Raw genomic sequence first — 24,624 nt, 5'->3', positions numbered from 1 at the left:
GGCGATGGAAAGCACGAATACTCCCAAACAAGCAGTACCAATCTCAACGGCCATCTTGCTGGTGATCTGCGTGGATGCGTTTGTCGTCGTCGCGGCGTCCGTGCTGGATCGCGCCAGTCAGTTCAACCAATCCGGGCTATTCCTTCTGGGGGCGATCCTGGTGACGGCTTTTCTGGCCAGCCGGCGACAGTTAGGTAATCAGATGGCGCTCGCCTTGAATGACCTGACGGCAATTGGCGCGGCGGTGATGATCGCGCCGGCGGCGGCCGTGCTGGCGGTGGCCACGAATCATCTACTGTTTTGCGGAAGCAAGAAAGAAGGGAAGGCCGGGAAGGCGTGGATTCTCTACGGCATCGGCGGCAGCATCGTCGCGATGAATGTCGCTTCGCACGCGACGGCGAGCCTCTTCGCATCATTCGGGATGGCGCAGGAAGAATTGACCGGGGCGGCAGCGATTGCCGCGATGGCGGTTTGCGCGGTCGGCTACTTTAGCCTCTCGACCTTGCTGTTCGCCGTCTACGAAGCCTTCTCGCTCGACAAATCGATACTGGCGGCGCTCAAGGGCTATGTGTTGTGGAACACAATGCACTTGCTCTTTACGATGCCGGCCTCGCTGCCTGTCTATCTGATGCGGCAGTGGAATTATGATGCGAGCCGCCACCCGCATAAGTCGAGGATCGGCGAAGTGCTGGTGTCGCGCGGGCTGATCACTCAGGCCAACCTGCAAGCCGCTCTCGATATGCAGAGCCAGATGGCCGACCGCGCGAAGCGGCTCGGTGAAATCCTGGTCGAGATGGGCGTCGTCGAAGAACGCCAGGTGCTCGTCGCGCTGGCCGAAAGCAACTCGATGGCACCGGCTTTCCGTTAATCTTCACCATTCTCAAGCCTGCACTCCGGCAATGCAGGATTGCCGGGCGCGCTCCACGCTTTCGCCAACTCCTTCTAATGCGGCGGCCTCGTAGCAACGGGGCCGCCGCTGCTTCTTTGGCTCCGACCATCACCCTTAAAGCCGACGCTCAGCCTTCCGTCACGAAAGCCATCCAACTTGAAACGCCCGTAAGCGAGTTGCTAAGATGGTCAGTCGCTCGCTATGACATAAAGTGGACAATGGCGGCGGGCATCAGGGTTTGAAAGGGAGCGCAATGTCGGAATTCATCACGGCGGCAAAGACTTCGGAGCTTGCACCGGGGCAGGGAATGGTTGTCGAAGTCGCGGGCCGCGCCATCGCCTTGTTCAATTGCGGGGGCCAGTACTTCGCGCTCGACAACGTCTGCCCGCATCGCGGCGGGCCGGTTGGCGAAGGCTACGTCGACTGCATCAACGGCACCGTGCAGTGCCCGTGGCACGGCTGGACGTTTGCCCTGGCGAGCGGCGTTTCGCCGGTCAATGTGCTGGCCAAAGTCGAAGCCTTCGACGTTCAGGTTGAAGGCGACGAGATCAAGGTTTCGCTGGAGTAGACGACGCACTAGCCGCAAGCCGGCCTTGCGTCAAGGAGGCATTCACCCCATTGAGCGCAAACGACACGTTTGACCTGATCATCATTGGCTCGGGGCCGGGCGGTTATGTGGCTGCCGTCCGCGCCGGACAACTGGGATTGCGCACGGCGATCATCGAAAAGGACAAGAATCTCGGCGGCACCTGTTTGCTGCGCGGCTGCATCCCGACGAAAGCCTTGCTGCACACCGCCGATGTCTACGACGAGTTCAAACACGCCAAGAGCATCGGCGTCACCGTCGGCGATGTGAGGCTCGACTTCGAGCAGGCGCAGAAGAACAAGGGCAAGATCGTTTTGAAGGGCGCCAAGGGCGTCGAGTTCTTGATGAAGAAGAACAAGGTGCGGATCATCAAGGGCACGGCGCACATCGACAAGCCGGGCCAGATCACCGTCACTGACGCCGGCGGCGCGACTCAGACCGTGCAGACCAAAAACACGATCATCGCGACGGGGTCGGTGCCGCGCTCGCTGCCGAACCTGCCCATAGACGGCACACATATCATCACCAGCGACGAGCTGCTTGAATTGAAAGAGGTGCCGAAATCCTTTGTTGTTCTGGGCGCGGGCGCGGTCGGCGTCGAGTTCGCTTCGATGTTCGCGCGCTTCGGCTCGGACACGACGATCATCGAATTGCTGCCGCGGTTGCTGCCCATCGAAGACGAAGAGATCAGCGCCGAGCTGGCCAAAGCGTTTAAGAAGCAAGGCATCAAGGTCTTCACCGGCACCAACTTTCAATCGGCGGCGGTCGAAAACAATCAGGTGAAAATCGTCGCCAAGCGCGGCGACGAGCCGCACGAATTCACCGCCGACAAGTTGCTGGTCGCCATCGGGCGGCGCGCTTACACGGACGGCCTCGGGCTCGAAAACACCCGCGTCGAGCTGGAGCGCGGCTACATCAAAGTCGACGCTCACATGCGCACGGCAGAGCCGAACGTCTATGCCATCGGCGATGTCATCCCGACGCCGTGGCTGGCGCACGTCGCTTCGGCTGAAGGCATCCTCGCCGTCGAGACGATTGCCGGCAAAGAGGCCCGCCCGCTCAATTACGACCACGTGCCGAGCTGCACTTATTGCAGCCCCGAAGTCGCCAGCGTCGGGCTGACCGAAGCCAAAGCGCGCGAGCGCGGCTATGACGTGCAGGTCGGCAAGTTCGCGATCCCTGTGCTGGCCAAAGCGCAGATCGTCGGCGCGACCGAAGGCATGGTAAAAGTCGTCAGCGACAAAAAGTATGACGAAGTGCTGGGCCTGCACATCATCGGCCCGAGTGCCACAGAGATGATCGTCGAAGGCGGCGCGGCGTTGCAGATGGAAGCCACGGTCGCCGAGATGATTCACATGATCCATGCGCACCCGACCGTTTCTGAGAGCATCCACGAAGCCTTTGAAGACGCGCATGGCATGGTCATTCACGGAGCGTAGGAGCCAGGAGTCAGAAGTCAGGAGACAGAATGAATAAGCAAGTCGGCTATCGCCTCCACATTAATTCTGACTCAAGACTTCTGACTCTGGCTCCCTCTTCCATTCTGACTTCTGACTTCTGACTCCTGACTTCTTTATGGAGAAGACTCAACAACTCGACCTGCTCTACTTCATGCGGCTGACGCGGTCGCTGGAAGACCGGCTCGACAACCTGCTCAAGCAGGGCAAGATCGTCGGCGGATTATTTCGCAGCCTCGGCCAGGAAGCGACGGCGGTGGGCTCGGCTTACGCGCTCGATAAAAGCCACGGCGATATACTCTCGCCGCTGACCCGCGACCTCGGCGCGATGATGGTGATGGGCGCCCAGCCGCGCGAAGTCTTCTCGTCATACCTGTGGCGGCGCACGTCGCTCAATCACGGGCGCGATCAAAACATTCACATCACCGACATGGCGCGCGGCTTTATCGGCACCGTCAGTCCGCTCGGCACGCTGGTTTCGGTGATGAATGGCGTCGTGCTGGCGGCGCGCATGCGGAAGAAGAAGACGGTCGGCATGGTTTACATCGGCGACGGCGGCACCAGCACCGGCGCGTTTCACGAGGCCGCGAACTTCGCGGCGGTGCAGAACCTGCCGCTGGTAATCGTCGGCGAGCACAATGGCTTTGCGTATTCGACGCCGACTAGCCGTCAGATGCGCGTCTTGAATATCGCCGACCGCGCCAAGGCGTATGGCATGCCGACCGAAATCGTTGATGGCAACGACGTGCTGGCGGTGTACGGGGCGGCGCGGCGAGCGGTCGAGCGAGCGCGCTCGGGCGGCGGGCCGACGCTCGTCGAAGCCAAGACGTTTCGCCTGCGCGGCCACGCGGCGCACGACAATCAATCGTACGTCGCGAAAGAGTTGCTTGAGCAATGGCAGCGGCGCGACCCCATCGGCAACTTTGAAAAGCAGTTGCTGAAGAATAAAGTCGCCACCGCCGAAGAGATCGAAGCCGTCAACCGGCGCGTCAATGCGTTATTGGAAGAAGACCTCGCGTGGACCGAGAGTCAGCCGCCGCCTGAGCCGGAAGAGGCGCTCGGCGGCGTCTATGCCGACGACCATAAGCCCAGCGCCATCGGCGCCGGCTCGTAGCGTTGGCGATAAAAGTCAGGCCGCCTTGAAAGGAGATTCGCGATGCCGAAATATGTTATTGAGCGAGAGATCCCCGATGCCGGAAAGCTATCCGCCGAGCAGTTGCAGGCGATTTCGCAGAAGTCGTGCGGCGTCTTGAACGAGCTGGGGCCATCCATTCAGTGGGTTCAGAGCTACGTCACCGACGACAAGATTTATTGCGTCTACATCGCGCCGAATGAAGCGCTGGTTCGCGAGCACGCCGAGCAAGGCGGCTTCCCGGCGAACCGCATCTCGGAAGTCAAGCAGGTGATCGATCCGACGACAGCGGAAGCCTAGAGCGGATTTCAATGGGGTGTAGCGCAATCTGTTAGACTGCGCGAGCCACAGCGCAAGCTAACAGATTGCGCTACATGGCAATCGCAATCGAAAACTGCTCTGGTGATGCGCTTACCGCCGCAGAGGAAAGAGGGAGGGGCATGAGGTTGAGAACGATTGGCGCCATCGTCACGCTGCTATTGTGCGTATCGGCGGCCTCGGCGCAGCAAGCTGAACTGGGGCTGACGGTCGGTGCTTTGAAGACCGGCGGCGGCAACCTGGCAACCAGCAGCAGCGATCCGACGGCGCACAGCGGCAACAGCTTTGCGCTACAAGCCGACCTGTCGGCGCGCTTCTTCACGGTCGGGCTGGCGTCGCTTTATTTCGACTTCCCGGTGGCGGTGACGCCGAAGACCAACATCATCACCTCGAACGCGCTGTCAGTGCGCAGCTACTCGTCGCTCTATTTCACGCCGGGCGTCAAGCTGAAGCTCTTGCCCCTGGCCCGGATTTCGCCTTACGTGGTCGGCGGCATCGGCCTGGCGCGGCTCAGCCCGAGCGACACCCTTGTCAATGGCCAGCCGGTCACAAGCGACACCAAGGTCAACGTCGCGTACAGCTTTGGCGGCGGCGTTGACGTGAAGTGGGCGCCGCACATCAGCCTGCGTGGCGAGATCCGCGATTACAACACCGTCACACCGGCCTTCACCCTGACGCTGTTTGAAAAGCGTCAAAACAATGCCTTGATCAGCGGCGGCGTCGTGCTGCGATTTTGAAACCGACAACAAGCAAACTATGGCTGCAATCACCTTACTCGAAGCGATACGCCAGGGGCTGTGGGAAGAGATGGAGCGCGACGAGCGCGTCTTCATCCTCGGCGAAGACATCGGCATTTATGGCGGCGCCTTTAAGATGACCGACGGCTTTCTCGAAAAGTTCGGCGAAGAGCGCGTCATCGATACGCCCATCTCTGAGAGCGCGATTGTCGGCGCGGCCTGCGGCGCGGCGATGATGGGGCTGCGCCCCGTGGCCGAGATGCAGTTCATCGATTTCATCTCGTGCGCTTTCGACATGATTACCAACTACGCCGCCAAGAGTCGCTATCGCCAGGACATCGGCTTGCCGATGGTGGTGCGCGGCCCGTGCGGCGGCGGCGTTCACGGCGGGCCGTTCCATTCGCAGAACGTCGAAGCGTTCTTCCTCAACACGCCCGGCCTCAAGATGGTCGAGCCGTCAACGCCCTATGATGCCAAGGGCTTGATCAAAGCCGCTATTCGCGACGAAGACCCGGTGTTGTTCTTCGAGCATAAGCTGTTGTACCGCAATCCGAAGATCAAGCAGGAAGTGCCGGCGGAAGATTACATCGTCCCCATCGGCCAGGCTGCGGTGCGGAGAACCGGCAGCACCATGACAATCATCACCTATGGGGCGATGGTCTACACGGCGCTCGAAGCCGCCGAGAAGCTCGAAGCTGAAGGCATTGACGCGGAGGTGATTGACCTGCGCACCCTGCTGCCGATTGACCGCGAGACGATTCTCGAATCGGTCAAGAAGACGAGCAAAGCGATCATTCTTCATGAGGCGACGCGCACCGGCGGCATGGCCGGCGAGCTGACGGCCATCATCAATGAAGGCGCGTTCGAATACCTCGACGGGCCGGTGGTGCGTGTCACGGCCATTGACACGCCGGTGCCTTACGCGCCGCCGCTCGAAGAATTTTTCCTGCCGCAAGTCGCCGACGTGCTGAAAGCCGCGCGCGCGCTGGCAGCTTATTGAGTGACAAGTGACGAGTGACAAGTGACAAGAAGGCTACGCATGCCAAAGCTTGCCAGGAATAGGAGCGACAACGTCTTGTCACTTGTCACTCGTCTACTTGTCACTATCTGAGGAGAGCTATGGCTGAAGAAGTGAAGATGCCGCAGATGGGCGAATCTATCGCGGAAGGAACGATTGTCAAATGGCTCAAGCAGGTCGGCGAGACGGTCAAACGCGACGAGCCGTTGTTTGAGATTTCGACCGACAAGGTGGATGCCGAGATTCCCGCGCCGGCCTCGGGCGTGCTGTCCGAGATCAAGGTGAACGAAGGCGAAACGGTCGCGGTCAATACGGTCGTCGCGGTCATCAACGGCGCAGGCGCGCAGCCCGCTGCCGTGCCGAAGCAGGACGTCGCGCCCGCCGCGCCTGCGCCCGCTGTGCCTGCGCCCGCCGCGCCACCTGCGCCGGCTGAGCAAGCGACTGCGCCCGCCGCTGAAGCGCCGAGCGAAGCCGCTGCCGCGCCGCCCGCCGATGAGCAGCAGAAGGCGGCGGCGACCGACACGTCAGCGCCGGCTGCCGCGCCACAGTCCGAAGAAGAATTGCGCCGCCTGCGCTCGTCACCGGTCGTCCGCAAGATCGCTCAAGAGCAAGGCGTTGACATCTCGCAGATTCAAGGCACGGGGATCAGCGGACGCGTCACCAAGAACGACATTCTCAGCTACATCGAAAACCGCGGCGCGACGCCCGCAACGCCACAAGTGACGCAAGCACCTGCCCCGTCATCAGCGGCGGCTGCGCCACAGGCGGCACCGCCGCAAGCGCCGCGCCCGCCGCAGCCGCTCAGCCCGCCTGCGGCTGCGACTACGGAAGTCGGCCCGCCGCCTTACAGCGAAGGCGACCGCGTGCAGATCGAGCCGATGTCGATCATGCGCCGCAAGATCGCCGAGCGCATGATCGAAAGCCACCGCGTCTCGGCGCACGTCTATTCGGTCATCGAAGTGGATTACACAGAGACCGCCCGCCTGCGCGACCGCCTGAAGGGCGAATATCTTGAACGCGACGGCGTCAAGCTGACCTTCCTGCCGTTCATCATCAAAGCGGTCATCGAAGGCATCAAGAAGTGGCCGATCATCAACTCGTCGGTGTGGGGCGACCAGGTCGTCTACAAGCAGGACATCAACGTCGGCGTGGCGGTGGCGCTCGACTGGGGATTGATCGTGCCGGTGATCCGCAACGCCGACGAGAAATCCTTGCTCGGGTTGGCGCGCGCGGTCAACGATCTCGGCGACCGCGCCCGCAACAAGAAGCTCAAGCCCGACGAAGTGCAGGGCGGCACCTTCACGATTACCAATCCCGGCGTCTTTGGCGGCCTGATGGGATTGCCGATCATCAACCAGCCGCAGGTGGCCATTCTCGGCGTCGGCGGCATCAAGAAGCGGCCCGTCGTCATTAACGACGCCATCGCCATTCGCCAGACCGGGTTGCTGACGATGAGCTACGACCATCGCATCATTGACGGCGCGGTGGCGGAACAGTTCCTCGCCATCCTGCGCGACGTGATCGAAGCGGGCGAGTACACCTCTTAGCCCGCGAAGGCGAAGCGCAAGCCTGATGATAAAATCGAGCGGCGGTCGGTGTACGAAGCACCGACCGCCGCTCGATTTTGGCGTTCCTAGAATAGTGGCTTGCGTGACCCGGCGGGCCGATGCTGGCGATCAAGGCCGCGTCAGGTTGACGGCGACGATCTGCGGCGCAGCGCCCCGCATTGCGGTCATCACTTCTTCTTCAAGGCGCGACTTCGGCAGCGTCAGCGCCTCGCGGTCATTGCTCAACCGCACCTGCGCGAGGAAGTATTGCTCGCCGTAGCGGTGGAAGATCAACTGCGGCGTGTCGGGCGCGGCGCCGCGGATCGTCCGCTGGGTGACGAAGTAGATGCCCGCCGTCTGCCCTTCGCGGCTGATTTGCAGTGCCCAGGCGCCGCCCATCCGCTTGACCTTGACTTCATACTGATCGGCAGGCAGCGCCTGCTTGTTGACGTTGAACTCGAACGGCACCTGCGCCCTCATAGAGGTTTCGGTCTGGGCCTGGGCGCTGACGCCGATCAACATCGCGAAGAAACTCAACAGCGTAATGGTTTTGAAAATAGTCTTCATCATCGCCTCCTTTTCTGTTCGAGGGCGGGCCGCGCGGCGCGGGATAAGCTTTGCCGTGCCGTTTTGATTCCGGCCTTCCCTGTACATTGATTAAGGCGCGAGGGGCGGCGAAAAACTTGAACGCCCTTGAAATTTTTTTCGCCGGTCGGAGATTTTTTGCGACGCTGCTATAATGGGCGCGCTGAGGATTACGCCGGTCACGCGAGGGTTGGAATGGCCGAGCCGAACGGAGCGATCACCGAAATCCTGCTGGCCTGGGGCGACGGCGACGAGTCGGCGCTCGAACGGCTGATGCCCATCGTCTACGCCGAGCTGCGCCGCCTGGCGCACCGCTACATGAACCGTGAGCGCGAGGGCCACACGTTGCAGACGACGGCGCTGGTCAACGAAGCTTTTCTCAAGCTGATCGATTCGAGCCGCGTGCGCTGGCAGAACCGCGCTCACTTCTTCGCCGTGTCGGCGCAGTTGATGCGCCGCATCCTTGTAGATTTCGCGCGCTCGCGCCATTACCAGAAGCGCGGCGGCGCGGCGCAACGCGTGTCGTTCGACGCCGCGCTTCTGGTCGGCGCGGCGCGCGGCGGCGACCTGATCGCGCTCGACGACGCGCTCACGGCACTGGCCGAGATAGACAAGCGCAAGAGCAAAGTCGTCGAGCTGCGCTTCTTCGGCGGCCTCAGCGTCGAAGAGACCGCCGAGGCGCTGAAGGTTTCGCCCGACACCGTCATGCGCGACTGGCGGCTGGCGAAAGCATGGCTGCTCAGGGAGTTGAGCAATGAGTGAGCGGGTTGCGCCGGAACGCTGGCAGCAGATCGAGGCGCTTTATCATGCGGCGCTGGAGCGTCCGCCGGCGAAGCGCCGCGCCTGGCTCGCGGCGCATTGCGCCTGTGATGCCGAGCTGCGCCGCGAAGTCGAATCCTTGCTCGCCTACGACGAGCGGGCGGCGGATTTTATTGAAGCGCCGGCGCTCGAAATGGCGGCGCGCCATGTCGCCGCCCTCGCCGAGCGGCGCGCGCCGGGACAGCAGCTCGGCGCTTACAAAATTCTCTCGCCGCTCGGCGAGGGCGGCATGGGGGAAGTCTATCTCGCTGAAGACCCACGGCTCGGGCGGCGCGTCGCCATTAAGTTTCTGCCCGAAATCATCGCCGATGACCCGCAGGCGCGGCGGCGGTTCTTGCGCGAGGCGCGCGCCGCGGCGGCACTCGACCATCCGAACATCTGCGCCATTCACGAAGTCAACGAAGAAGACGGCCAGCCCTTCATCGTCATGCAATACATCACCGGCGAAACGCTCGCGGCTCGCCTGCGCCGCCAGCCAATGGCCATCACCGAGGCGCTCGACTATGCCATTCAGATCGTTGACGCGCTGGCCGAGGCGCACTCGCATCACATCATCCACCGCGACATCAAACCGGATAACATCATTATCAACTCGCGCCGCCAAGTGAAGGTGCTCGACTTTGGGCTGGCCAAGATCATCGCGCCGGACGAGCCATCCGCCAGCCTCGCCGACACGCAATCGTTCATCAGCACGCCGGGCGCGATCATCGGCACCGCGCCGTATATGTCGCCCGAGCAGGCGCGCGGCGAACCGCTTGATGCGCGCACCGACGTCTTCAGCTTCGGCGCGGTGCTTTATGAAATGATCAGCGGGCGCTCGCCGTTCGACGCGCCGAGCCGCGCCGACACGCTGCTAGCCGTCATCAACAGCATCCCGCCGCCGCTGGCGCATTACGCCGACGACGTTCCCGACGAGCTGCAACGCATGATCGGCAAGGCACTGCGCAAGGACAGAGACCGGCGCTACCAGACGATGCGCGATCTGCTGATCGACCTGGAAAGCCTGCGGGATCAACTGACACTCGGCAGCAGTCCAGCACCGTCAGCCTTGGCGAGCGCCGAGCCGGCGCAGGCAGTGACGTCACCGGCTACCGCGTCTCGCCTGCGACGCGGTTTCGCGCATCTCGTCCGCTGGTTAAAATCTTAAGTGATGCAGACGGCAACCGATCAAACGACCCAACCGCGCCGCGTGTGTGAAGCGCGCTGGCTCGGACGGACGAGCTACGCGGATGGCTTGCGCTTACAGGAGGGCGCCGTCGAAGGCTTGCGCGCAGGCGCTGGCAACGAGCAGTTACTGTTGCTTGAGCATCCGCATGTTTTCACACTCGGGCGCGGTGCCGACGCGGCCAACATTCTTGCCGACGAACAACAGCTCGCCGCGCACGCCATCGAAGTTCACGAGACCGGGCGCGGCGGCGACGTGACCTACCACGGGCCGGGCCAACTGGTCGGCTATCCCATAATCAATCTCAAGCCGGACCGCTGCGACGTGCACCGTTACGTGCGCGACATCGAAGAGGTCTTGATTCGCACGGTTGGCGAGTACGGCGTCAAAGGCGAGCGCATCAATGGGCTCACGGGCGTCTGGGTGGGCGACGAGAAGGTGGCGGCCATCGGTGTGCGCATTGCCCGCTGGGTGACCAGTCACGGCTTCGCGCTCAACGTCAACACCGACCTGCGATACTTCCAAATGATCGTGCCGTGCGGCATCACTGATAAAGGCGTCACGTCGCTCAGTCGCCTGGTGGGCCGCGAGCTTGATCTGCGCGAAGTCGCCGGCGTCGCCACACGCCATTTCAGCGAAGTCTTCGACCGCGACATAGCAGGCGAACAGGAGTCATGAGTCAGAAGTCAGAAGTCAGAATAAAAGTGGCCTCGTTAGCCGACTTCTTTCTTTATTCTGACTTCTGACTCATGACTCCTGACTTCTTACATTGGGTAGGTGTTGACCAGCGCGACGTCGAGGTGGCCGCCGATCAATTCGTCTACTTCCATGCTGATCGGCTCGGCGCGCATCATCTTTTCGACCAGCAGCGTGGCGTTGTCGGCGTCAATGGGCCTGGAGAAGAAGAAGCCCTGGCCGTGATCGCATTTCAGCTCGGCCAGGCGCGCCACCTGCTCGATGGTCTCAACGCCTTCAGCGATGATCCCCAGTCCGAGGTTTTGCGCCAGCAAGACGATGGTGCGGACAATCTCGTAATTCTCATTCTGGTCATTCATGCGGCTGACGAACGAGCGGTCAATCTTCAAGGTGTTGATCGGCAGACGGTGCAGGTACGACAGCGACGAGTAGCCTGTGCCGAAATCATCTATGCTCAGGCCGACGCCGATGGCGCGCAACTGGTTGAGCATCTGCGTCGCCACCTCGATGTTCTCCATGACGACGCTCTCGGTAATTTCGAGCTTCAGCTTGCGCGGGTCAACGCGCGTTTCGGCGACGATCTGGAGTATCTGATCGAGCAGGTTGGCGTCCATGAACTGACGGCTAGAGAGGTTGACGCTCATCAACAGCGGCAGGTCGGCGCCAAAGCGCGCCTCCCACAGCTTCATCTGCCCGCAGGCTTCGGCCAGCACCCACTTGCCGAGCGGCACGATCAAGCCGGTCTCTTCGGCGACCGAGATGAACTCGTCGGGCGAAATCAAGCCGCGCTCGGGGTGGTGCCAGCGCACCAGCGCCTCAAAGCCGCTCAGCGTCCCACTGCTCAGCGAGATGATCGGCTGATACTGGACGCGGAACTCGCCGCGGTCTATCGCGCGCCGCAGGTCGCTCTCCAGTTGCAGCAGGTTCAGAGCCCGCAGGTGCATGCGCTTGTCGAAGATGACGTGCTGCGCCTTGCCCAGAGACTTGGCCTGGTACATGGCGGTGTCGGCGTCGCGCAGCAGCTCTTCAGGCTTGTCGTAGCCGAGCTCTGAAAGGGCGATGCCGATGCTGGCGGTCGTGAAGGTCTCGAAGCCATTCAACACGAAAGGCAGCGACACCTCGCGCTGAATGCGCTCGACGATCTGAATGACTTCGGCCTGCTCGGTGAGCCCGCTCATCAAGACGGTGAACTCGTCGCCGCCGAGGCGGGCGATCTTGTCGCCGGGGCGGACGCTCGCCTTCAAGCGTTCGGCGGTGTTGATTAACAACTGATCGCCGAACAGGTGGCCCATGCTGTCGTTGATGATCTTGAAGCGGTCGAGGTCGAGGAAGAGAACGGCGAAGCCGGCCCGCGAGTCGCTGCGCGCGGCAGTGAGCGCCTGGCCGAGCTGTTCAGTGAACCACGAGCGATTGGGCAGCCCGGTCAGCGCGTCATGATAAGCGTCGTGAATGAGCTGCGCTTCGGCGCGCTTGCGGTCGGTGATGTCCTGTATCTGGAAGATCAACTGCGGCGCGGCCTCTTCAGCGCCGACGAGCGGCGACACGCCGATCAAGGCGCAGACCTGCTGCCCTTGCTTGTGCAGGTAGCGCACTTCGACCTGCGAGATGGCGGCCTGCGTCTCGGCCACCTGGGCGATGGTCGCGGCCATCTTCTGAAGGTCTTCAGGCAGCGTGATCGCCCGACAGTTCTTCTGCAACAACTCAGGCTCGGAGTAGCCGATCAGCGTACAGAGCGACTGGTTGACTTGCAGCCAGCGGCCATCGGGCGAGACCAGCGCCATGCCGATGGGCGCTTGATCGAAAGCCTGGTGAAAGCGCTTCTCGCTCTCGGCCTGCGCCGTCGAAGCCTGGATGTTTTTGACGTAGGTCAGGTAGGTGAAGTAGATGATGGCGACAATCGGCATCACGGCGATGAACGCGTAAAAGCCGACCATGCCGATGAGCTTAAAGGTGATGGCGGCAGCCGAAGCGCCGGCCAGGTAGGTGATCGAGGCCCAGACGTAATGCTTGCGCCAGGTGGCCAGCACAGGCTTGTCCATCCAGAAGCTGGCCGCCGTCGCCACCAGCCACGAATTGACGAAGTACTGCACGGTGCCCATCACGCAGGTGGCGGCGATCAGCCGCGCCGAATAATCGATGTCGGCCAGTTGCGATAGCGGCCCGAAGAGCGCCGTCGAAATGCTGGCGGTGATATAGGTCGAGCAGGCCATGGCGGCGGCGTTGAAGGCCATCGTCAGCGGCTTCTTGGTGATCCGCACAGACGAGTAGAGGCTTTCGGCGGCGCCGATCATCACCGCCGCTTCGCGTCCGAGCAGCAGCAGCGCCAGGAAGATGAAGATATCCGAAATCGAGATGTAGGAATCGAAGCGGAAGAACTTGACCGTGATGTGCGAGGCGATCAGCACCGTGGCCAGCAGCAGCAGCCAGAAGTGCGTGCCGACTTGCCGGGCGTACAACTGGCGCCCCGCATCTACGAGCACCAGCAGCCCGACCATCACGATGGTCCAGACGTATGGGCCGTAGAGGTGTTTTTTGCCGCGCTGTTCCATCAAACTGTCATGGCCTTGTTGCAGAACATTGCCCGGTACGTATCAATCACTTCGTAGCCCGCCTTCCAATACAGCATGTGCGCCGTGTGATTGGTTTCCTGGGCCAGGAGGCAGACCGCCGCCGAGTTTTTCAGCAGGTGCTCGCCCACCTGTTTGATGAATCGCGAGCCGTAGCCTTTGCCGCGATCTTCGGGGGCAACCCAGAGGCTTTCGAGGTAAGCGACCTCCGGGGCCTCTGTGACGACATCGAGCTTGAGGATGAGCCGACCCTGCTCGATCCACACCCATGTGCGTCCGCGGCTGATGCGACGGGCGCAACGCGCCATAAAGCCTTCGGCGTCCATCACCAGGCCATCGACGCCGGTCTCTTCCTTGCCGCACTGCGCGTGGGCGCGGGCGACCAGCTCCAGGTCGGCGAGGGTTGCCAGTCGCACGCCGGGCAGCGGGTTATGGTTATCGGGGTGGCCGCCCTGGCGAAAGAGCCAGTAGCGATCAATCGTCGTGCATTTGTACATGACGTCGGCGTAATACTCGATGAAGCGATCAATCTGCTGCTCCTGCCCGAGGATGAGCAGAGGGTTGATCACCGCCTTAGCCAGGTCGGCGAAAATTTGGATGGCTTCACTGGTGCGCGCATCAATGACCGTGTTGTAGCCGATCAGGGCGACGCCCTCGAGCTGATTCTCAGCGCCGCGATAGGCGTAAAAGTCGCCGCGGTTGTGCGGGCTGACCAGGCCGTTGTCGGCGATCAATCCGAGCAGCCCGAACGTCTGCATGGGGCGTTGGGCGAGAAACCGGCGGACTTCCGGTTCGTCTTCACTGGTTAGACGTTGCGCGGCGCGCGGCGGCCTAAGCAGGCAACAGCTCGCGGCAACGTCCGCTTGGGGTTGGACTAATGTATGCACATCTCCTCCTAACTTGTGGCGTCGTTTGACGCGCCCTGCACGGTGATCGCAGAGGCTCGGGCTCGCTGAGAGGGGCCAGCGGCGCAAGCCGGGTTGCTGGGTGCTACTGCATACGTCGTGCTACTTCATACACGGCCCTGGATCGCCAAATGCCTGTGTAAAGGCCTGGTAAGAGTTGCTGAGCAAGAAGCCGTTGCTCAATAAAAATCCATTGCTGAGCAGGAAGCCGTCGCTGACGACGACGCCATTACTCAACAGGAAGCCATCCGGCAGCATCGCCCCATTGCTGAGCAAGAAGCTCGTGCCCAGGAAACTCGCGCCATTGCCCAGCGGATAGCCGTTGCTGGTCAGGAGGCTATCGCCGACCGTCACGCCATTCGTCACCTGTGTGGAGTCCGACAGCAGGAAGCCGTTGCTGAGCAGAAAGCCATTGCTCAGCAGGAAGCCCTGGCCGTACATGAGCTGGTACTTGGTGATCAGGTCCGAGCCCGTCATGTAGCTGTAGTTACCGATGATCCCCTGCGCCCAGGTGAAGGTGCCGCCGGCTATCGTCGTCTGCGGCACCGGCGGCGTGCTAACCGTCAACAGTGCGCTGCCAAGCGCCGTCTGCGCCGTCAGGTCTGTGCGTACGAGCTTGGCTAACCTTACGGCGCCTTCGACGTTGAGCTGGCCGGCGCCCTGTTCGAGCATGTTGAAGCCGGGCAGCGGCTGCGCCGTGTACATGAGGATGGCTTTGACCATGTTGGGCGTCAGCTTCGAGTTGGCTTGCAGCATCAAGGCCACCGCGCCGGCGACGTTCGGGCTGGACATCGATGTGCCGCTCAGGTACATCTCCCTCATGTTGTCTTGATGATAGATGCCGGTTTCGAGTGTCGGGTAAGTCCTGACCAGGTAATTATTTTCCGATTCGGCCTGAACCAGCCGGTTGCCGGGCGCGACCAGATCGGGCTTGATCAAGTTGTCGTAATGATTGACGCCGGCGCTGTCCGTCGTATAGCCGCGCGTCGGCCCGCGCGAGCTGAATGACGTGACGACATCGTCGGCGCGCGAGTCGGTTCCCATGGTATTCGAGCAGCCGACGGTAATCGCCGACGGCTCGATGCCCGGCGAGTGAATCGCGCCATAGATCGTTTGCCCGTTGGCATCTTTGCCGTTGTTGCCCGCCGCCGCGACGACGACGACGCCGGCATCGACCAGACGGCGCACGCCCAGGCAGATCGGGTCATTCTGGTAAGAGGCGACCGCCGGCGAGCCCAGGCTCATGTTGACGACTTTGATGTTGTACGTCACCCGATTCGTCAGCACCCAATTGATGGCGTTCAGCACAGCAGAGGTCGTACCGACGCCCTGAGAGTTGAGGACGCGCAGGTTGATCAAGTTGGCACTGGGCGCAATGCCGCCATAGACATCATGGGTCGGGTCATCATTGGCAGCCGACAGCGCGGCGACGTGCGTGCCATGACCGTAAGGGTCTTCGTAGATCTTCCCCTCACCGGTGAAGTCTACGCTGGCTTTGATCCGGCTAAGGTTGCTGCTGAATGCTTTGTGCGACAGGTCTATGCCGGAATCGAGAATCGCAATCGTGATGTCCTTGCCGTCCAGGCCGTCCTTGCCGCCGCCCATTTGGCTCGCCGCATCGGCGCCAGTCGTCAGCGTCACGTGGCCGAGCGCCGCCACATCCTGGTTAGCCGAAACAAATTCGATATCGTCGCTCTCGGCCAGCTCGCGCAAGGCGCTTGCGGGCAGCTCGGCGTCGAGCATCTGTAAACGAGTCAGGTTTTTACGCACGCGAATGCCGTGGCGCTTGAGCAATTGCTTGAGGCTCTGGCTCTGCGGGTCTTTGACCTGCACGATGGTGCGGATGGGCTCGTCACTTGCCGCCGACTGCGCCGCCATAGACTCTAATTCGGGCGAGATCTTCTTGCCCCTGAACCTGGCAGAATCGTCCGTGTTGAACGCCGGCCCGCGTGTCGAGACTACCTCTGATTGATCGGCTTGATCCGCGCGGGAGACCCTGGCGTTGCCGAGCATGGTCGGCATGAGCAACGCAAGGGAAATCAAGAACGGAATCGCACGAGAGAGATAGTTCTTTTTCATATTCCTCCGCCCCGTATGGAGTCTGATCGATAAACCCTCGGCCCGTGATTCGCAATCGGCGCGCCATAAATGCCTGCCAGAAATAGGGTAAGAATGGTAGTAGTTTACAATGATTTAGGGGAATCCCGCAGGCCCTAAACCTTCATTCTGACTTGGACGAATCTGTCAAGATGACCGAAGCGGATTGACCGAAAAAGGCTGATCTATGGGGAGCTTGGGGATACTTAACGGCTTGCCCGCACAGCAAAATTACGCCGCCGGCTTCGTCGCCCGGTTGGCAAAAAAGATCGCCAGGCCGAGCGCCGCGGCAATGGCCGTGTCGCGCGCGTCCGGCCAGGTACTGTTCGACAGCAGCCAGGCGGCAAGCAGCAGCGAGGCCAGGGCGACGGCTACGCCTGCCGGCGCTTTGAAGAGCGCGGGCGGCGCCGCGCTCTTTCTGCGGAGCGCGATCAGCGCCGCGCAGGTGACGCTGTAAGAGAGCAGGCGGGTGATGGCTGAAATCTTGACCTGGGTGCCGAATGTACTCCACAACGTCAGCCCGAGCATGACGGCAACCGTAATCCAGATCGCCGGATGCGGCGTGCGAAAACGGCGATGGGTGCTGGCCAGCCAGCGCGGCAGTTCGCCGCCTTCGGCCATCGCGAACGGCAACCGCGAACCGGCGAGGATCAGCACGTTCAGATTGCCGATGATGCTGACGATGACGCCCGCGGCGATCAACGCGGCGCCGGCGCGGCCCATAAAGAGCGCGGCAGCGTCGGCGATGGGCCGCTGCGACGTGGCGAGGCCGGGCAGCGTGCCGATGCAGACGACTTGAATGCCGATGTAGAGCACGGCGACGACGGCGATGGCTGAAAGAATCGCCAGTGGCAGATTGCGCCGCGGGTCGCGGATTTCGCCCGCAGGGATGACGGCCATCTCGAATCCTGTGAAGGCATAGATCAGCATCAAGACCGATTGCGAGAACGCGCCGTAGCCGGGCGCTTCGGCAAACGAATAGCTGCCGGGATTGATGAAGAACAGCCCCACAGCGATGAACAGCACCATCGGAACCAGCTTGCCGATGGTGAAGAGATTGCTGACCATGGCCGTATCGCGCACGCCGATCAGGTTGACCGTGGCGAGCAGCGCGACCACCACGATGATGATGGCTTCGCGATAGTACGCGGCAGTGGCCTGGGGCCAGAAGAAGCCGACGTAATCAACCAGCAGGTTGCAGTTGGCGGCAAAGGCCGTCAGCCGCGCCAGCCAGAGCAGCCAGCCGACTTCAAAGCCGACCGCCGGGCCAAAGGCTTCGCGGGCGTAGAGGTAGGGGCCGCCGGTGGCGCTGAAACGGCTGCCGACTTCGGCAAAGCAGAGAATGATCAGGACGACCACCAGGGCGCAGGCGACAAAGGCGACCAGGGAATAGGCGCCGGTCTGCGCGAAGACTTTTGAGGGGATGCCGAAGATGCCGGCGCCGATGATGCCGTTGATGGCGACGGCGATCAAGCTCCAGCGGCTGATGCCGCGCACCAGCCCTTCCTGTGTCGGTTGCGTCAATGAGTCTCCTCTTGAATTGAAATCGCCCCGAAGAAATACTACAGACGAATAGAGCAAGGCAAAAGGCAGGGGCGACGCGGCGACAGGGCGGCAAGTTCAGCATGACGGTGAGCTGATAGCCGGCCTTCATTGCAAGTGAATCATCACCACATCGCTACTCCACTTGCCGCGCGTCGCCACGAGATACTTACCGTCGCGACGATAGGCAAAATGAATGATCATTTCCGCTGCCGGCAGGTCTGGAAAATGGGTGATCTGCTGGGCGGGGCCGCCGTTGATGGGGAATTGCCATAGATTATGACCATCACGGTTGCTGATTAAGCTCTGCCCATCGGCAGACCAGTGCAACTTGTAGAACCCCTCGATGTCGAGTGTCTTTTCTACAGCGCCGCCATCGAGTGGGCGGATGGCGGTCACCATTTTCTTATTGGCTTCATCATAATAATCATAAGCGAGCCGCCGGCCATCGGGTGACGCGGCCAGCAGAGAGCCAAGCTGCCCTTCGGCGATTTGTTTCGGCGGACCGCCGGCGAGCGAGACTCTCATAATGGCCTGGCGGTGTGGCTGCTCGAATTTGTAAAGAATCCACTGGCTGCCGGGCACTGCCACCGGCCATCGGTCGCGGTTGCCGAAGGTCAACTGTTTCTCATTGCCGCCATCACAGTCCATGCGCCACAAATTATCCGCCCCTGTCCGGCGCGATACGAAAACGATGGCTTGACCATCCGGCGTTACCACCGGGCAGACGTTGCCGCCGAGGGGAAACGTCAATTGTTTTTTGTTGCTGCCATCGGCGTCCATGACCCAGATGCTCGTCCCCGAAGGCGAACTCAATTCGTAGACGATGCGGCCATCCGGCGTCCAGTCCAGCCAACCATACCCGGCGGTATTCGTCGTCAATTTCATGGCGCGGCTGGACTGACCATTGGGGACGAGCCAGATGTCTGACGGGCGGTCTGCCTGGCTGGTGAGCAGTTTGCTGCCATCCGCGGTGATGCTCACGCCCGCAAAAGTCAGCAACTCGGGAGTCAAGCGCAAGGCGACGCCGGTAGGATAAGCGACCTCCCATAACTGTTCGGGGTTGCCAATGTGGTCAACCGCCGAAATGATGATGCCGCTGCCGTCAGGCAGCCACACCAGGTTACGCATGTACGACCAGCGTTGTTGGCTCAACGGCACTTCTGCCGCATCCTCGAACCGAACGCCAATCAAGCCATAGTAGGTTTCATCCCCATTTTGAAATTCACCGGCCGCCGCAATCAAGCGATTATCCGGCGACCATGCAACGTCTCTGATGATCGCTGTTTGCCTGGGCAGTCGCGTTAGCACCTGCTCATGGTCGCCTGAGCTGTCGGCTAGAATGATCGAATCTTCCTGGGGGCTTAGCCATCGCGAAAAGGCCAGCCGCTGTCCGTCGGGTGAAAACGTCACCCGACTTTTCACCCGTGCAATCACCCTTTGCGAAGGGCCGGGCGATAAAGGGATGCGCTCGATATAGCTGGCGTCCGGGTTTGCCACCTCGCTCACCCAGCAGTAAACGAAATGACTGTCGGGCGAAATCGTGACTCCCCAAAGTCTGATCGAGGCCGGGAAATGCGCCCGCCGTGCCGTCTCGCCGGTCGCCAGTTGTCGCATCTCCAGCGCCCCGCCGCCGTCTTCGGAGGTTTCATAAACGACGAACTGGCCATCAGGCGAAATGGTCCAGATGGCGTCGCCGGTCGAGGTCAGCTTCGTGAACTTCAAATTCGCCAGCGCCAACAGCGGCTTGAGCGCGCGCGGCGCAGCCGTGCGATACAGTTGCAAGCCGATGCCGCCCAACAGCAGCAACGCGCACGCGGCGGCCATCGCCTTATATCGTTTGACTTGCACGACGAAGGAGTTGCCGCTTGCCTTCAGGCGCTGCGTCAGCGAATGGTCGGTCGAGGCAGAGGGCAACGGCTCCCCCGGACGCGACTGCGCCTCGACATCGCGCTTGAGGTCTTGCAGGTCTTGGAAGAATTCCGTGATGTGCTGATAGCGTTCCCGGCGGTCTTTGCGCAAGGCTTTGCCGACAATGTGCTGTAACTCGAGAGGGGCATCCGGTCTGAGCGTGCGCAGCGGCGGCGGCTCCTCTTTGAGAAGATTGGCGATGAGGTCGCTGGTCGTTTCACCGGCAAAGGGCAAGCGCCCGGTCACCGCCTCGTACACGACGACGCCGAGGCTGAAGATGTCGCTGCGCGCATCCACCTTCTGCCCACGCGCCTGTTCCGGGCTCATATACTGGGCCGTGCCCAGGATGAGGCCGGGGACGGTGCTGATGCTCGAAGAAGTCTGCGTGCCCGGCAGAGGAAGTGCGGCCGGGCGGTCGTTCAACTTCGCCAAACTGAAATCCACCACTTTCACATAACCGTCGGGGCGCACCATGATGTTTTCAGGCTTGATGTCGCGGTGCGCGATCCCCGCCTGGTGCGCCGACGCCAACGCCTCGGCGACCTGAATGGCCAGGTCGAGCACTTGCGGGATGGTCAGCCCCTGGCGCCGGAGCCGCGACCGCAGGGTTTCGCCTTCGACGTATTCGGTGGCGATGAAGGATAGGCCCTGCGCCTCGCCTGTCTCAAAGATAGTGACGATATTCGGGTGATTGAGCGCGGAAACGACGCGCGCCTCCTGCTGAAAGCGGCGGATGCGGTCGGCCTCCTGCGAGACGGACGCCGGGAGAATTTTTAGGGCAACGCAGCGGGCCAGTGTCGTATCAATGGCCAGGTAGACCTCGCCCATTCCGCCGCGGCCGAGCAGCGCCTCAATCTCGTAGTGACCGACTGTCTGCCCGGCACTTAAGCGAGCTTGCTTCTCGACCAGGAAATCCTCTGCCAAATCAGCCGCCGGCGCTTCAATGAAGCTGGCCGCCTCGTCGTGCGAGGCCAGCAAGGATTCGACTTCTCTACGCAAGCCTTCATCGCCAGCGCAGGCTTGCCCGAGGAAGGCGGCGCGCTCGTCAGGCCCGCACTCGATGGCCGCGTGGAAGAGGCGATTGATTTGTTCCCAGCGGGCAGGCTCCATCTCAGGCTTCCTTGCTGATCTCGCGGTGTAGCCATGCTTTGGCCAGTGTCCAATCTCTCATGATGGTGCCGGGCGAAACGGCGAGCACCTCAGCCGTCTCTTCAATGCTCAGTCCGCCAAAGAAGCGCATGCTCGATATGCTTGTTTGGCAACGTCCTCAACGTAGGCTTCCAGGGGCGCGGCTTGTGGCAGGTCCAGGGACTCGCCATGTTCTGATTGGCGAACTGCGAGCGTCGGCTCCAGGTTGAGCCTCTCCTCAATCTTTATGGTAGATGGTCAGCAGCCGTGATGTCCTCTGTTGATCCTGGCATTGCCGAATGCGCTTTCTGTGCGGGCGGCGCGTGCGCTACAATGACCGGTCAGACGATGGCTGCAATCCACATCCTTCAAGGAGACGACCAATGAGCGACGAGAACGATCAGGTAATCATCTGCAATAACAATGGGCCGCTGCGCGTGATGGGCGAGAACATCATTCTCAAAGACGCCGCCGGCAACACCTTCGGGCTCGGCGGGCGCAAGATTGTTTCGCTCTGCCGCTGCGGCCAATCGGCCAACAAGCCATTCTGCGACGGCTCGCATGCGCGCGGCGGGTTTCAATCCACCGTCGAAGCGCGCGACCTGCCGGCACCCGTCCCCAAAGCGTAAACCGTGACAAGTGACAGGTGACAAGTGACAAGAAGGAATGCGCATGCCAGAGTATGCAAGGGTTCTGAGTGACAACGTCCTGTCACTTGTCACCTGTCACTTGTCACTATTCTGAGGCTTCATGAAAACCATTCGCATTGCCAACGGGCAGGGGTTCTGGGGCGATTCGCTCGACGCGCCCATCGAACAGGTGCGGCGCGGCCCCATCGATTACTTGACGCTCGATTACCTCGCCGAAATCACCATGTCGATCATGCAGAAGCAGCGCGCCCGCGACCCGCGCCAGGGCTACGCGCGCGACTTCGTGGCGATGATCGAAGAAATCTTGCCCGACCTCGTCGAGCGCCAGGTTAAAGTCGTCGCCAATGCCGGCGGCGTCAACCCTGAAGCCTGCCGCGATGCGGTGATCGAAGTCGCGCGCCGCAAAGGCTTCGGCGGGCGCGTCGCGGTCGGCATCGTCGCTGGCGACGACATCCTCGACCGGCTCGATGATTTCATTGCGCGCGGCGTCGAGCTGAAGAATCTCGATACCGGCGAGCCGCTCGCGCAGATTCGCCCGCAGGTCGCTAGCGCCAATGTTTATTTCGGCGGGCGGCCCGTCGCCGAGTGCCTGGATCAAGGCGGGCAGATCGTCATCTGCGGGCGCGTCACGGACACGGGGCTGTCGCTCGGGCCGATGATTCACGAATTCAAATGGCCCGCCGACGCCTGGGACTTGCTGGCCGCGGGGACGATTGCCGGGCACACGATAGAATGCGGCGCGCAATGCACTGGCGGCAACTGCCTGATTGACTGGCAGACGATTCCCGACATGGCCGACATCGGCTATCCCATCATCGAAGCGCAAGAAGACGGCACCTTCGTCATCACCAAGCACGAAGGCACCGGCGGGCGCATCAGCGTCGCTTCGATCAAAGAGCAACTGCTTTACGAGATGGGCGACCCGCACGCTTACATCACCCCCGATTGCGTCGCCGACTTCACGACTATCCAGCTCGAACAGGCGGGCAGTGACCGCGTGCGCTTTTCGGGAATCAAGGGCCGGACGGCGACCGATTCTTACAAGGTCAGCATCAGCTATTCGGCAGGATGGAAAGCCGTCGGCTCGCTGGTCTATGCATGGCCCGGCGCTTACCAGAAAGCGCAAGCCGCGGATCGCGTCCTGCGCGAGCGGTTGGAGCGCATGGGATTACAGTTCGATTCGATCCTCACGGAATTCGTCGGCGTAGATGCGTGCCACGGCCCGCTGTCAGGCGCTCCGCCGACCGACCTTGCCGAAGTGACCTTCCGCATCGGCGTGCGCTCGCAGGATAAGCGCGCCGTCGAGCGCTTCACGCGCGAGATTGCGCCGCTGGTCTTGAATGGCCCGCCGACCGTAACCGGGTTCGCCGGCGGGCGCCCGAAGGTCGAAGAGATCATCGCTTACTGGCCGGCGCTCGTCCCTAAAGATGAAGTCGAGCCGCGGATTTCCGTGATGAAGGCATAGACGATTATGGCAAAAGTGCAACTGGTGAAGCTGGCTCACGCGCGCTCGGGCGACAAAGGCGACACGGCCAACGTCGGCTTGATCGCTTACCAGCCGGAGTATTATCCACTGCTTGCCGAGCAGGTGACGGCGGCGCGCGTCAAAGCGCATTTCGCGGGCATCTGCCACGGCGAGGTCGAGCGCTATGAATTGCCCAATCTCGGCGCGCTGAATTTTCTGCTGCACCATTCGCTTGACGGCGGCGGCACGCTGTCGCTGAAGACCGACGCGCAGGGTAAGACCTACAGCACGGCGCTGCTCAGGATGGAGATTGAAGTAGACGACCAATTGGCGCGCGAGTTGAACGGCGCGCGCGTGACCGATTAGCCGTCGGTAAAAGACTGTTTTACCGCAAAGGACGCAGAGGATACGCAGAGACGGTCTGTGTGCCTCGCGTCTTTTTCTTTTTCTGAGGAGGCCACCCGCGATGGATTGGAAAATTATACTGACGACATTCGGCATGATCTTTCTGGCAGAGATGGGCGACAAGACGCAGCTTGCGGCGATGACGATGGCGGCAAAGACCAAAGCGCCGCTGGCGGTCTTCATCGGCGCGTCGCTGGCACTGGCCTGCGTGTCGGCGCTCGGCGTCGTCGTCGGCGCGACGCTCAGCCATTACCTGCCGCTCGAATGGATCAAGCGCGCCGCCGCCGTCGCTTTCATTATCATTGGCGTGCTGATCTTGCTCGGCAAGTTCTGATTGCTTGCCGCGCGCGCGCGTGGTTTGCTAATCTGAATGTATCGAGTTGTGGCGCTTGTCGAGTTATCTTTAGACATTCGAGGGAACGATGAGCAATAATCAAGGCGACGCCGCCACCCCTGCCCGCGAGCGGGAACCCGAGCAAACCCAAACAGCGGACATCATTGAAAACGCGCAAGGCGCGCAATCCGCAACTTCGCAGCCGGCGACGAGCAGCGCGGCTGAAAATGTCGGCCAGTCGCAGGCCGAGCCGCAGCGTACCGCTGATGTGCAGAACGAGGCCGAAGGCAGTCTTGCTTTCACCTCGCAACAGTCCGGCAACCCGCAAGCCGCGCAGACGGCGGCAACGGCGATGCCGCAACCGACCGGCGATCAGAGCGAAGGGGTTGCCAATTCGGCTGAAATCACCGGCGGCACAAGCGCGCAAACCAACAATGACACGCAGACGCAAGCGAAGCCCGACGTTTCGGATCAAGACTGGCGCGAGCTGGTGCCGAAACTGATGGCGGCATTCAACAACAACCGCGAGCAACTGGCGCGCGCCATCGGCCTGCACCGCTCGACCGTTGACCGCTGGTTGAATGGCAAGAGCCGTCCGAACAATTCGACGGTCTTGCGCATGCGCCGCCTGATGCAAGAACGGCGCATCGAATAACCCGCCGGCCTTCGCA

23 protein-coding genes are annotated in these 24,624 nt (G+C 61.7%); 16 read left to right on the top strand and 7 right to left on the bottom strand.

Going from position 1 to position 24,624, the window contains the following annotated elements; all coding sequences use genetic code 11:
• The first annotated feature begins 4 nt into the window (after positions 1-4).
• From VJ464_06070 to VJ464_06035, 8 genes are all read left to right on the top strand, one after another.
• Positions 5-868, top strand: coding sequence for a hypothetical protein (locus VJ464_06070; protein ID HKQ04678.1), 864 nt, complete (start codon positions 5-7; stop codon positions 866-868).
• A gap of 274 nt (positions 869-1,142) precedes the next feature.
• A complete protein-coding gene (locus VJ464_06065) occupies positions 1,143-1,457 on the top strand; it encodes a Rieske (2Fe-2S) protein (protein HKQ04677.1) in 315 nt (104 codons plus the stop codon).
• A gap of 50 nt (positions 1,458-1,507) precedes the next feature.
• A complete protein-coding gene (gene lpdA, locus VJ464_06060; protein ID HKQ04676.1) occupies positions 1,508-2,914 on the top strand; it encodes a dihydrolipoyl dehydrogenase in 1,407 nt (468 codons plus the stop codon).
• 136 nt (positions 2,915-3,050) lie between these two features.
• On the top strand, positions 3,051-4,046 hold the full coding sequence (locus VJ464_06055; GenBank protein HKQ04675.1) for a thiamine pyrophosphate-dependent dehydrogenase E1 component subunit alpha: 996 nt from the start codon (positions 3,051-3,053) through the stop codon (positions 4,044-4,046).
• A 42-nt stretch (positions 4,047-4,088) separates the two neighbouring features.
• Positions 4,089-4,364 carry a DUF4242 domain-containing protein gene (locus VJ464_06050; GenBank protein ID HKQ04674.1) on the top strand — a complete coding sequence of 92 codons (276 nt, stop codon included), beginning with the start codon at positions 4,089-4,091 and terminating at the stop codon, positions 4,362-4,364.
• Between the two features lie 140 nt (positions 4,365-4,504).
• The gene (locus VJ464_06045) at positions 4,505-5,119 is read left to right on the top strand and encodes an outer membrane beta-barrel protein (protein ID HKQ04673.1); all 615 of its coding nucleotides are present in this window, start codon (positions 4,505-4,507) and stop codon (positions 5,117-5,119) included.
• Between the two features lie 19 nt (positions 5,120-5,138).
• The gene (locus VJ464_06040; protein HKQ04672.1) at positions 5,139-6,119 is read left to right on the top strand and encodes an alpha-ketoacid dehydrogenase subunit beta; all 981 of its coding nucleotides are present in this window, start codon (positions 5,139-5,141) and stop codon (positions 6,117-6,119) included.
• A 119-nt stretch (positions 6,120-6,238) separates the two neighbouring features.
• Positions 6,239-7,684: a dihydrolipoamide acetyltransferase family protein gene (locus tag VJ464_06035; GenBank protein ID HKQ04671.1), complete on the top strand. Its 1,446-nt coding sequence runs from the start codon at positions 6,239-6,241 to the stop codon at positions 7,682-7,684.
• 129 nt (positions 7,685-7,813) lie between these two features.
• Here the strand turns inward: VJ464_06035 and VJ464_06030 are convergent, their stop codons facing one another.
• Positions 7,814-8,254: a hypothetical protein gene (locus VJ464_06030; protein ID HKQ04670.1), complete on the bottom strand. Its 441-nt coding sequence runs from the start codon at positions 8,252-8,254 to the stop codon at positions 7,814-7,816.
• 210 nt (positions 8,255-8,464) lie between these two features.
• Between VJ464_06030 and VJ464_06025 the strand changes: the two genes are divergently transcribed.
• The 3 genes from VJ464_06025 to lipB are packed head-to-tail and all read left to right on the top strand — an operon-like array spanning position 8,465 to position 10,931.
• Positions 8,465-9,031 carry a sigma-70 family RNA polymerase sigma factor gene (locus tag VJ464_06025; protein ID HKQ04669.1) on the top strand — a complete coding sequence of 189 codons (567 nt, stop codon included), beginning with the start codon at positions 8,465-8,467 and terminating at the stop codon, positions 9,029-9,031.
• The gene (locus VJ464_06020; protein HKQ04668.1) at positions 9,024-10,235 is read left to right on the top strand and encodes a serine/threonine-protein kinase; all 1,212 of its coding nucleotides are present in this window, start codon (positions 9,024-9,026) and stop codon (positions 10,233-10,235) included. The genes VJ464_06025 and VJ464_06020 overlap by 8 nt, the downstream gene beginning before the upstream one ends.
• A gap of 3 nt (positions 10,236-10,238) precedes the next feature.
• The gene (gene lipB, locus VJ464_06015; GenBank protein ID HKQ04667.1) at positions 10,239-10,931 is read left to right on the top strand and encodes a lipoyl(octanoyl) transferase LipB; all 693 of its coding nucleotides are present in this window, start codon (positions 10,239-10,241) and stop codon (positions 10,929-10,931) included.
• 86 nt (positions 10,932-11,017) lie between these two features.
• Here the strand turns inward: lipB and VJ464_06010 are convergent, their stop codons facing one another.
• The 6 genes from VJ464_06010 to VJ464_05985 form a co-directional block, all read right to left on the bottom strand.
• The gene (locus tag VJ464_06010) at positions 11,018-13,498 is read right to left on the bottom strand and encodes an EAL domain-containing protein (protein ID HKQ04666.1); all 2,481 of its coding nucleotides are present in this window, start codon (positions 13,496-13,498) and stop codon (positions 11,018-11,020) included.
• The gene (locus VJ464_06005) at positions 13,498-14,403 is read right to left on the bottom strand and encodes a GNAT family N-acetyltransferase (protein ID HKQ04665.1); all 906 of its coding nucleotides are present in this window, start codon (positions 14,401-14,403) and stop codon (positions 13,498-13,500) included. Before VJ464_06005 ends, VJ464_06010 begins: the two co-directional genes overlap by 1 nt.
• A 120-nt stretch (positions 14,404-14,523) precedes the next feature.
• Positions 14,524-16,500 carry a S8 family serine peptidase gene (locus VJ464_06000; GenBank protein HKQ04664.1) on the bottom strand — a complete coding sequence of 659 codons (1,977 nt, stop codon included), beginning with the start codon at positions 16,498-16,500 and terminating at the stop codon, positions 14,524-14,526.
• A gap of 249 nt (positions 16,501-16,749) precedes the next feature.
• On the bottom strand, positions 16,750-18,042 hold the full coding sequence (locus tag VJ464_05995; GenBank protein ID HKQ04663.1) for an amino acid permease: 1,293 nt from the start codon (positions 18,040-18,042) through the stop codon (positions 16,750-16,752).
• Positions 18,043-18,168: 126 nt separating this feature from the next.
• Positions 18,169-21,081 (bottom strand): protein kinase, encoded by a 2,913-nt coding sequence (locus VJ464_05990; GenBank protein HKQ04662.1) that lies wholly within the window; start codon positions 21,079-21,081, stop codon positions 18,169-18,171.
• Between the two features lies 1 nt (position 21,082).
• Complete coding sequence (locus tag VJ464_05985) at positions 21,083-21,211, bottom strand: ECF-type sigma factor (GenBank protein ID HKQ04661.1); 129 nt, start codon at positions 21,209-21,211, stop codon at positions 21,083-21,085.
• A 271-nt stretch (positions 21,212-21,482) separates the two neighbouring features.
• On the opposite strand from VJ464_05985, the gene VJ464_05980 reads away from it, so the two are divergent.
• The 5 genes from VJ464_05980 to VJ464_05960 all read left to right on the top strand — a co-directional run bounded on the left by VJ464_05980 (position 21,483) and on the right by VJ464_05960 (position 24,608).
• The gene (locus VJ464_05980; GenBank protein HKQ04660.1) at positions 21,483-21,728 is read left to right on the top strand and encodes a CDGSH iron-sulfur domain-containing protein; all 246 of its coding nucleotides are present in this window, start codon (positions 21,483-21,485) and stop codon (positions 21,726-21,728) included.
• Between the two features lie 121 nt (positions 21,729-21,849).
• Entirely contained in the window at positions 21,850-23,214 is a 1,365-nt protein-coding gene (locus tag VJ464_05975; protein HKQ04659.1) for an acyclic terpene utilization AtuA family protein, read from the top strand.
• Positions 23,215-23,220: 6 nt separating this feature from the next.
• Entirely contained in the window at positions 23,221-23,580 is a 360-nt protein-coding gene (locus VJ464_05970) for a hypothetical protein (protein HKQ04658.1), read from the top strand.
• A gap of 100 nt (positions 23,581-23,680) precedes the next feature.
• Entirely contained in the window at positions 23,681-23,953 is a 273-nt protein-coding gene (locus VJ464_05965; GenBank protein HKQ04657.1) for a TMEM165/GDT1 family protein, read from the top strand.
• An 88-nt stretch (positions 23,954-24,041) separates the two neighbouring features.
• On the top strand, positions 24,042-24,608 hold the full coding sequence (locus VJ464_05960) for a helix-turn-helix transcriptional regulator (GenBank protein ID HKQ04656.1): 567 nt from the start codon (positions 24,042-24,044) through the stop codon (positions 24,606-24,608).
• The last annotated feature ends 16 nt before the right edge of the window (positions 24,609-24,624 follow it).

It is taken from the genome of Blastocatellia bacterium (assembly GCA_035275065.1).
In the GTDB taxonomy this organism is placed as follows: domain Bacteria; phylum Acidobacteriota; class Blastocatellia; order UBA7656; family UBA7656; genus DATENM01.
This window is presented reverse-complemented; position numbering and strand designations above follow the sequence as displayed.

What these genes read in the sequence shown, in the direction of transcription:
- VJ464_06035 (HKQ04671.1), top strand. Translation starts at nt 6,239, where the DNA reads ATGGCTGAAGAAGTGAAGATGCCGCAGATGGGCGAATCTATCGCGGAA.
- VJ464_05980 (HKQ04660.1), top strand. Translation starts at nt 21,483, where the DNA reads ATGAGCGACGAGAACGATCAGGTAATCATCTGCAATAACAATGGGCCG.
- VJ464_06020 (HKQ04668.1), top strand. Translation starts at nt 9,024, where the DNA reads ATGAGTGAGCGGGTTGCGCCGGAACGCTGGCAGCAGATCGAGGCGCTT.
- VJ464_06040 (HKQ04672.1), top strand. Translation starts at nt 5,139, where the DNA reads ATGGCTGCAATCACCTTACTCGAAGCGATACGCCAGGGGCTGTGGGAA.
- VJ464_05975 (HKQ04659.1), top strand. Translation starts at nt 21,850, where the DNA reads ATGAAAACCATTCGCATTGCCAACGGGCAGGGGTTCTGGGGCGATTCG.
- VJ464_06045 (HKQ04673.1), top strand. Translation starts at nt 4,505, where the DNA reads ATGAGGTTGAGAACGATTGGCGCCATCGTCACGCTGCTATTGTGCGTA.
- VJ464_05985 (HKQ04661.1), bottom strand. Translation starts at nt 21,211, where the DNA reads ATGCGCTTCTTTGGCGGACTGAGCATTGAAGAGACGGCTGAGGTGCTC.
- VJ464_06050 (HKQ04674.1), top strand. Translation starts at nt 4,089, where the DNA reads ATGCCGAAATATGTTATTGAGCGAGAGATCCCCGATGCCGGAAAGCTA.
- VJ464_05960 (HKQ04656.1), top strand. Translation starts at nt 24,042, where the DNA reads ATGAGCAATAATCAAGGCGACGCCGCCACCCCTGCCCGCGAGCGGGAA.
- VJ464_05970 (HKQ04658.1), top strand. Translation starts at nt 23,221, where the DNA reads ATGGCAAAAGTGCAACTGGTGAAGCTGGCTCACGCGCGCTCGGGCGAC.
- VJ464_05965 (HKQ04657.1), top strand. Translation starts at nt 23,681, where the DNA reads ATGGATTGGAAAATTATACTGACGACATTCGGCATGATCTTTCTGGCA.
- VJ464_05990 (HKQ04662.1), bottom strand. Translation starts at nt 21,081, where the DNA reads ATGGAGCCTGCCCGCTGGGAACAAATCAATCGCCTCTTCCACGCGGCC.
- VJ464_06025 (HKQ04669.1), top strand. Translation starts at nt 8,465, where the DNA reads ATGGCCGAGCCGAACGGAGCGATCACCGAAATCCTGCTGGCCTGGGGC.
- VJ464_06010 (HKQ04666.1), bottom strand. Translation starts at nt 13,498, where the DNA reads ATGGAACAGCGCGGCAAAAAACACCTCTACGGCCCATACGTCTGGACC.
- lipB (HKQ04667.1), top strand. Translation starts at nt 10,239, where the DNA reads ATGCAGACGGCAACCGATCAAACGACCCAACCGCGCCGCGTGTGTGAA.
- VJ464_06055 (HKQ04675.1), top strand. Translation starts at nt 3,051, where the DNA reads ATGGAGAAGACTCAACAACTCGACCTGCTCTACTTCATGCGGCTGACG.
- VJ464_06030 (HKQ04670.1), bottom strand. Translation starts at nt 8,254, where the DNA reads ATGATGAAGACTATTTTCAAAACCATTACGCTGTTGAGTTTCTTCGCG.
- VJ464_06065 (HKQ04677.1), top strand. Translation starts at nt 1,143, where the DNA reads ATGTCGGAATTCATCACGGCGGCAAAGACTTCGGAGCTTGCACCGGGG.
- VJ464_06070 (HKQ04678.1), top strand. Translation starts at nt 5, where the DNA reads ATGGAAAGCACGAATACTCCCAAACAAGCAGTACCAATCTCAACGGCC.
- VJ464_06000 (HKQ04664.1), bottom strand. Translation starts at nt 16,500, where the DNA reads ATGAAAAAGAACTATCTCTCTCGTGCGATTCCGTTCTTGATTTCCCTT.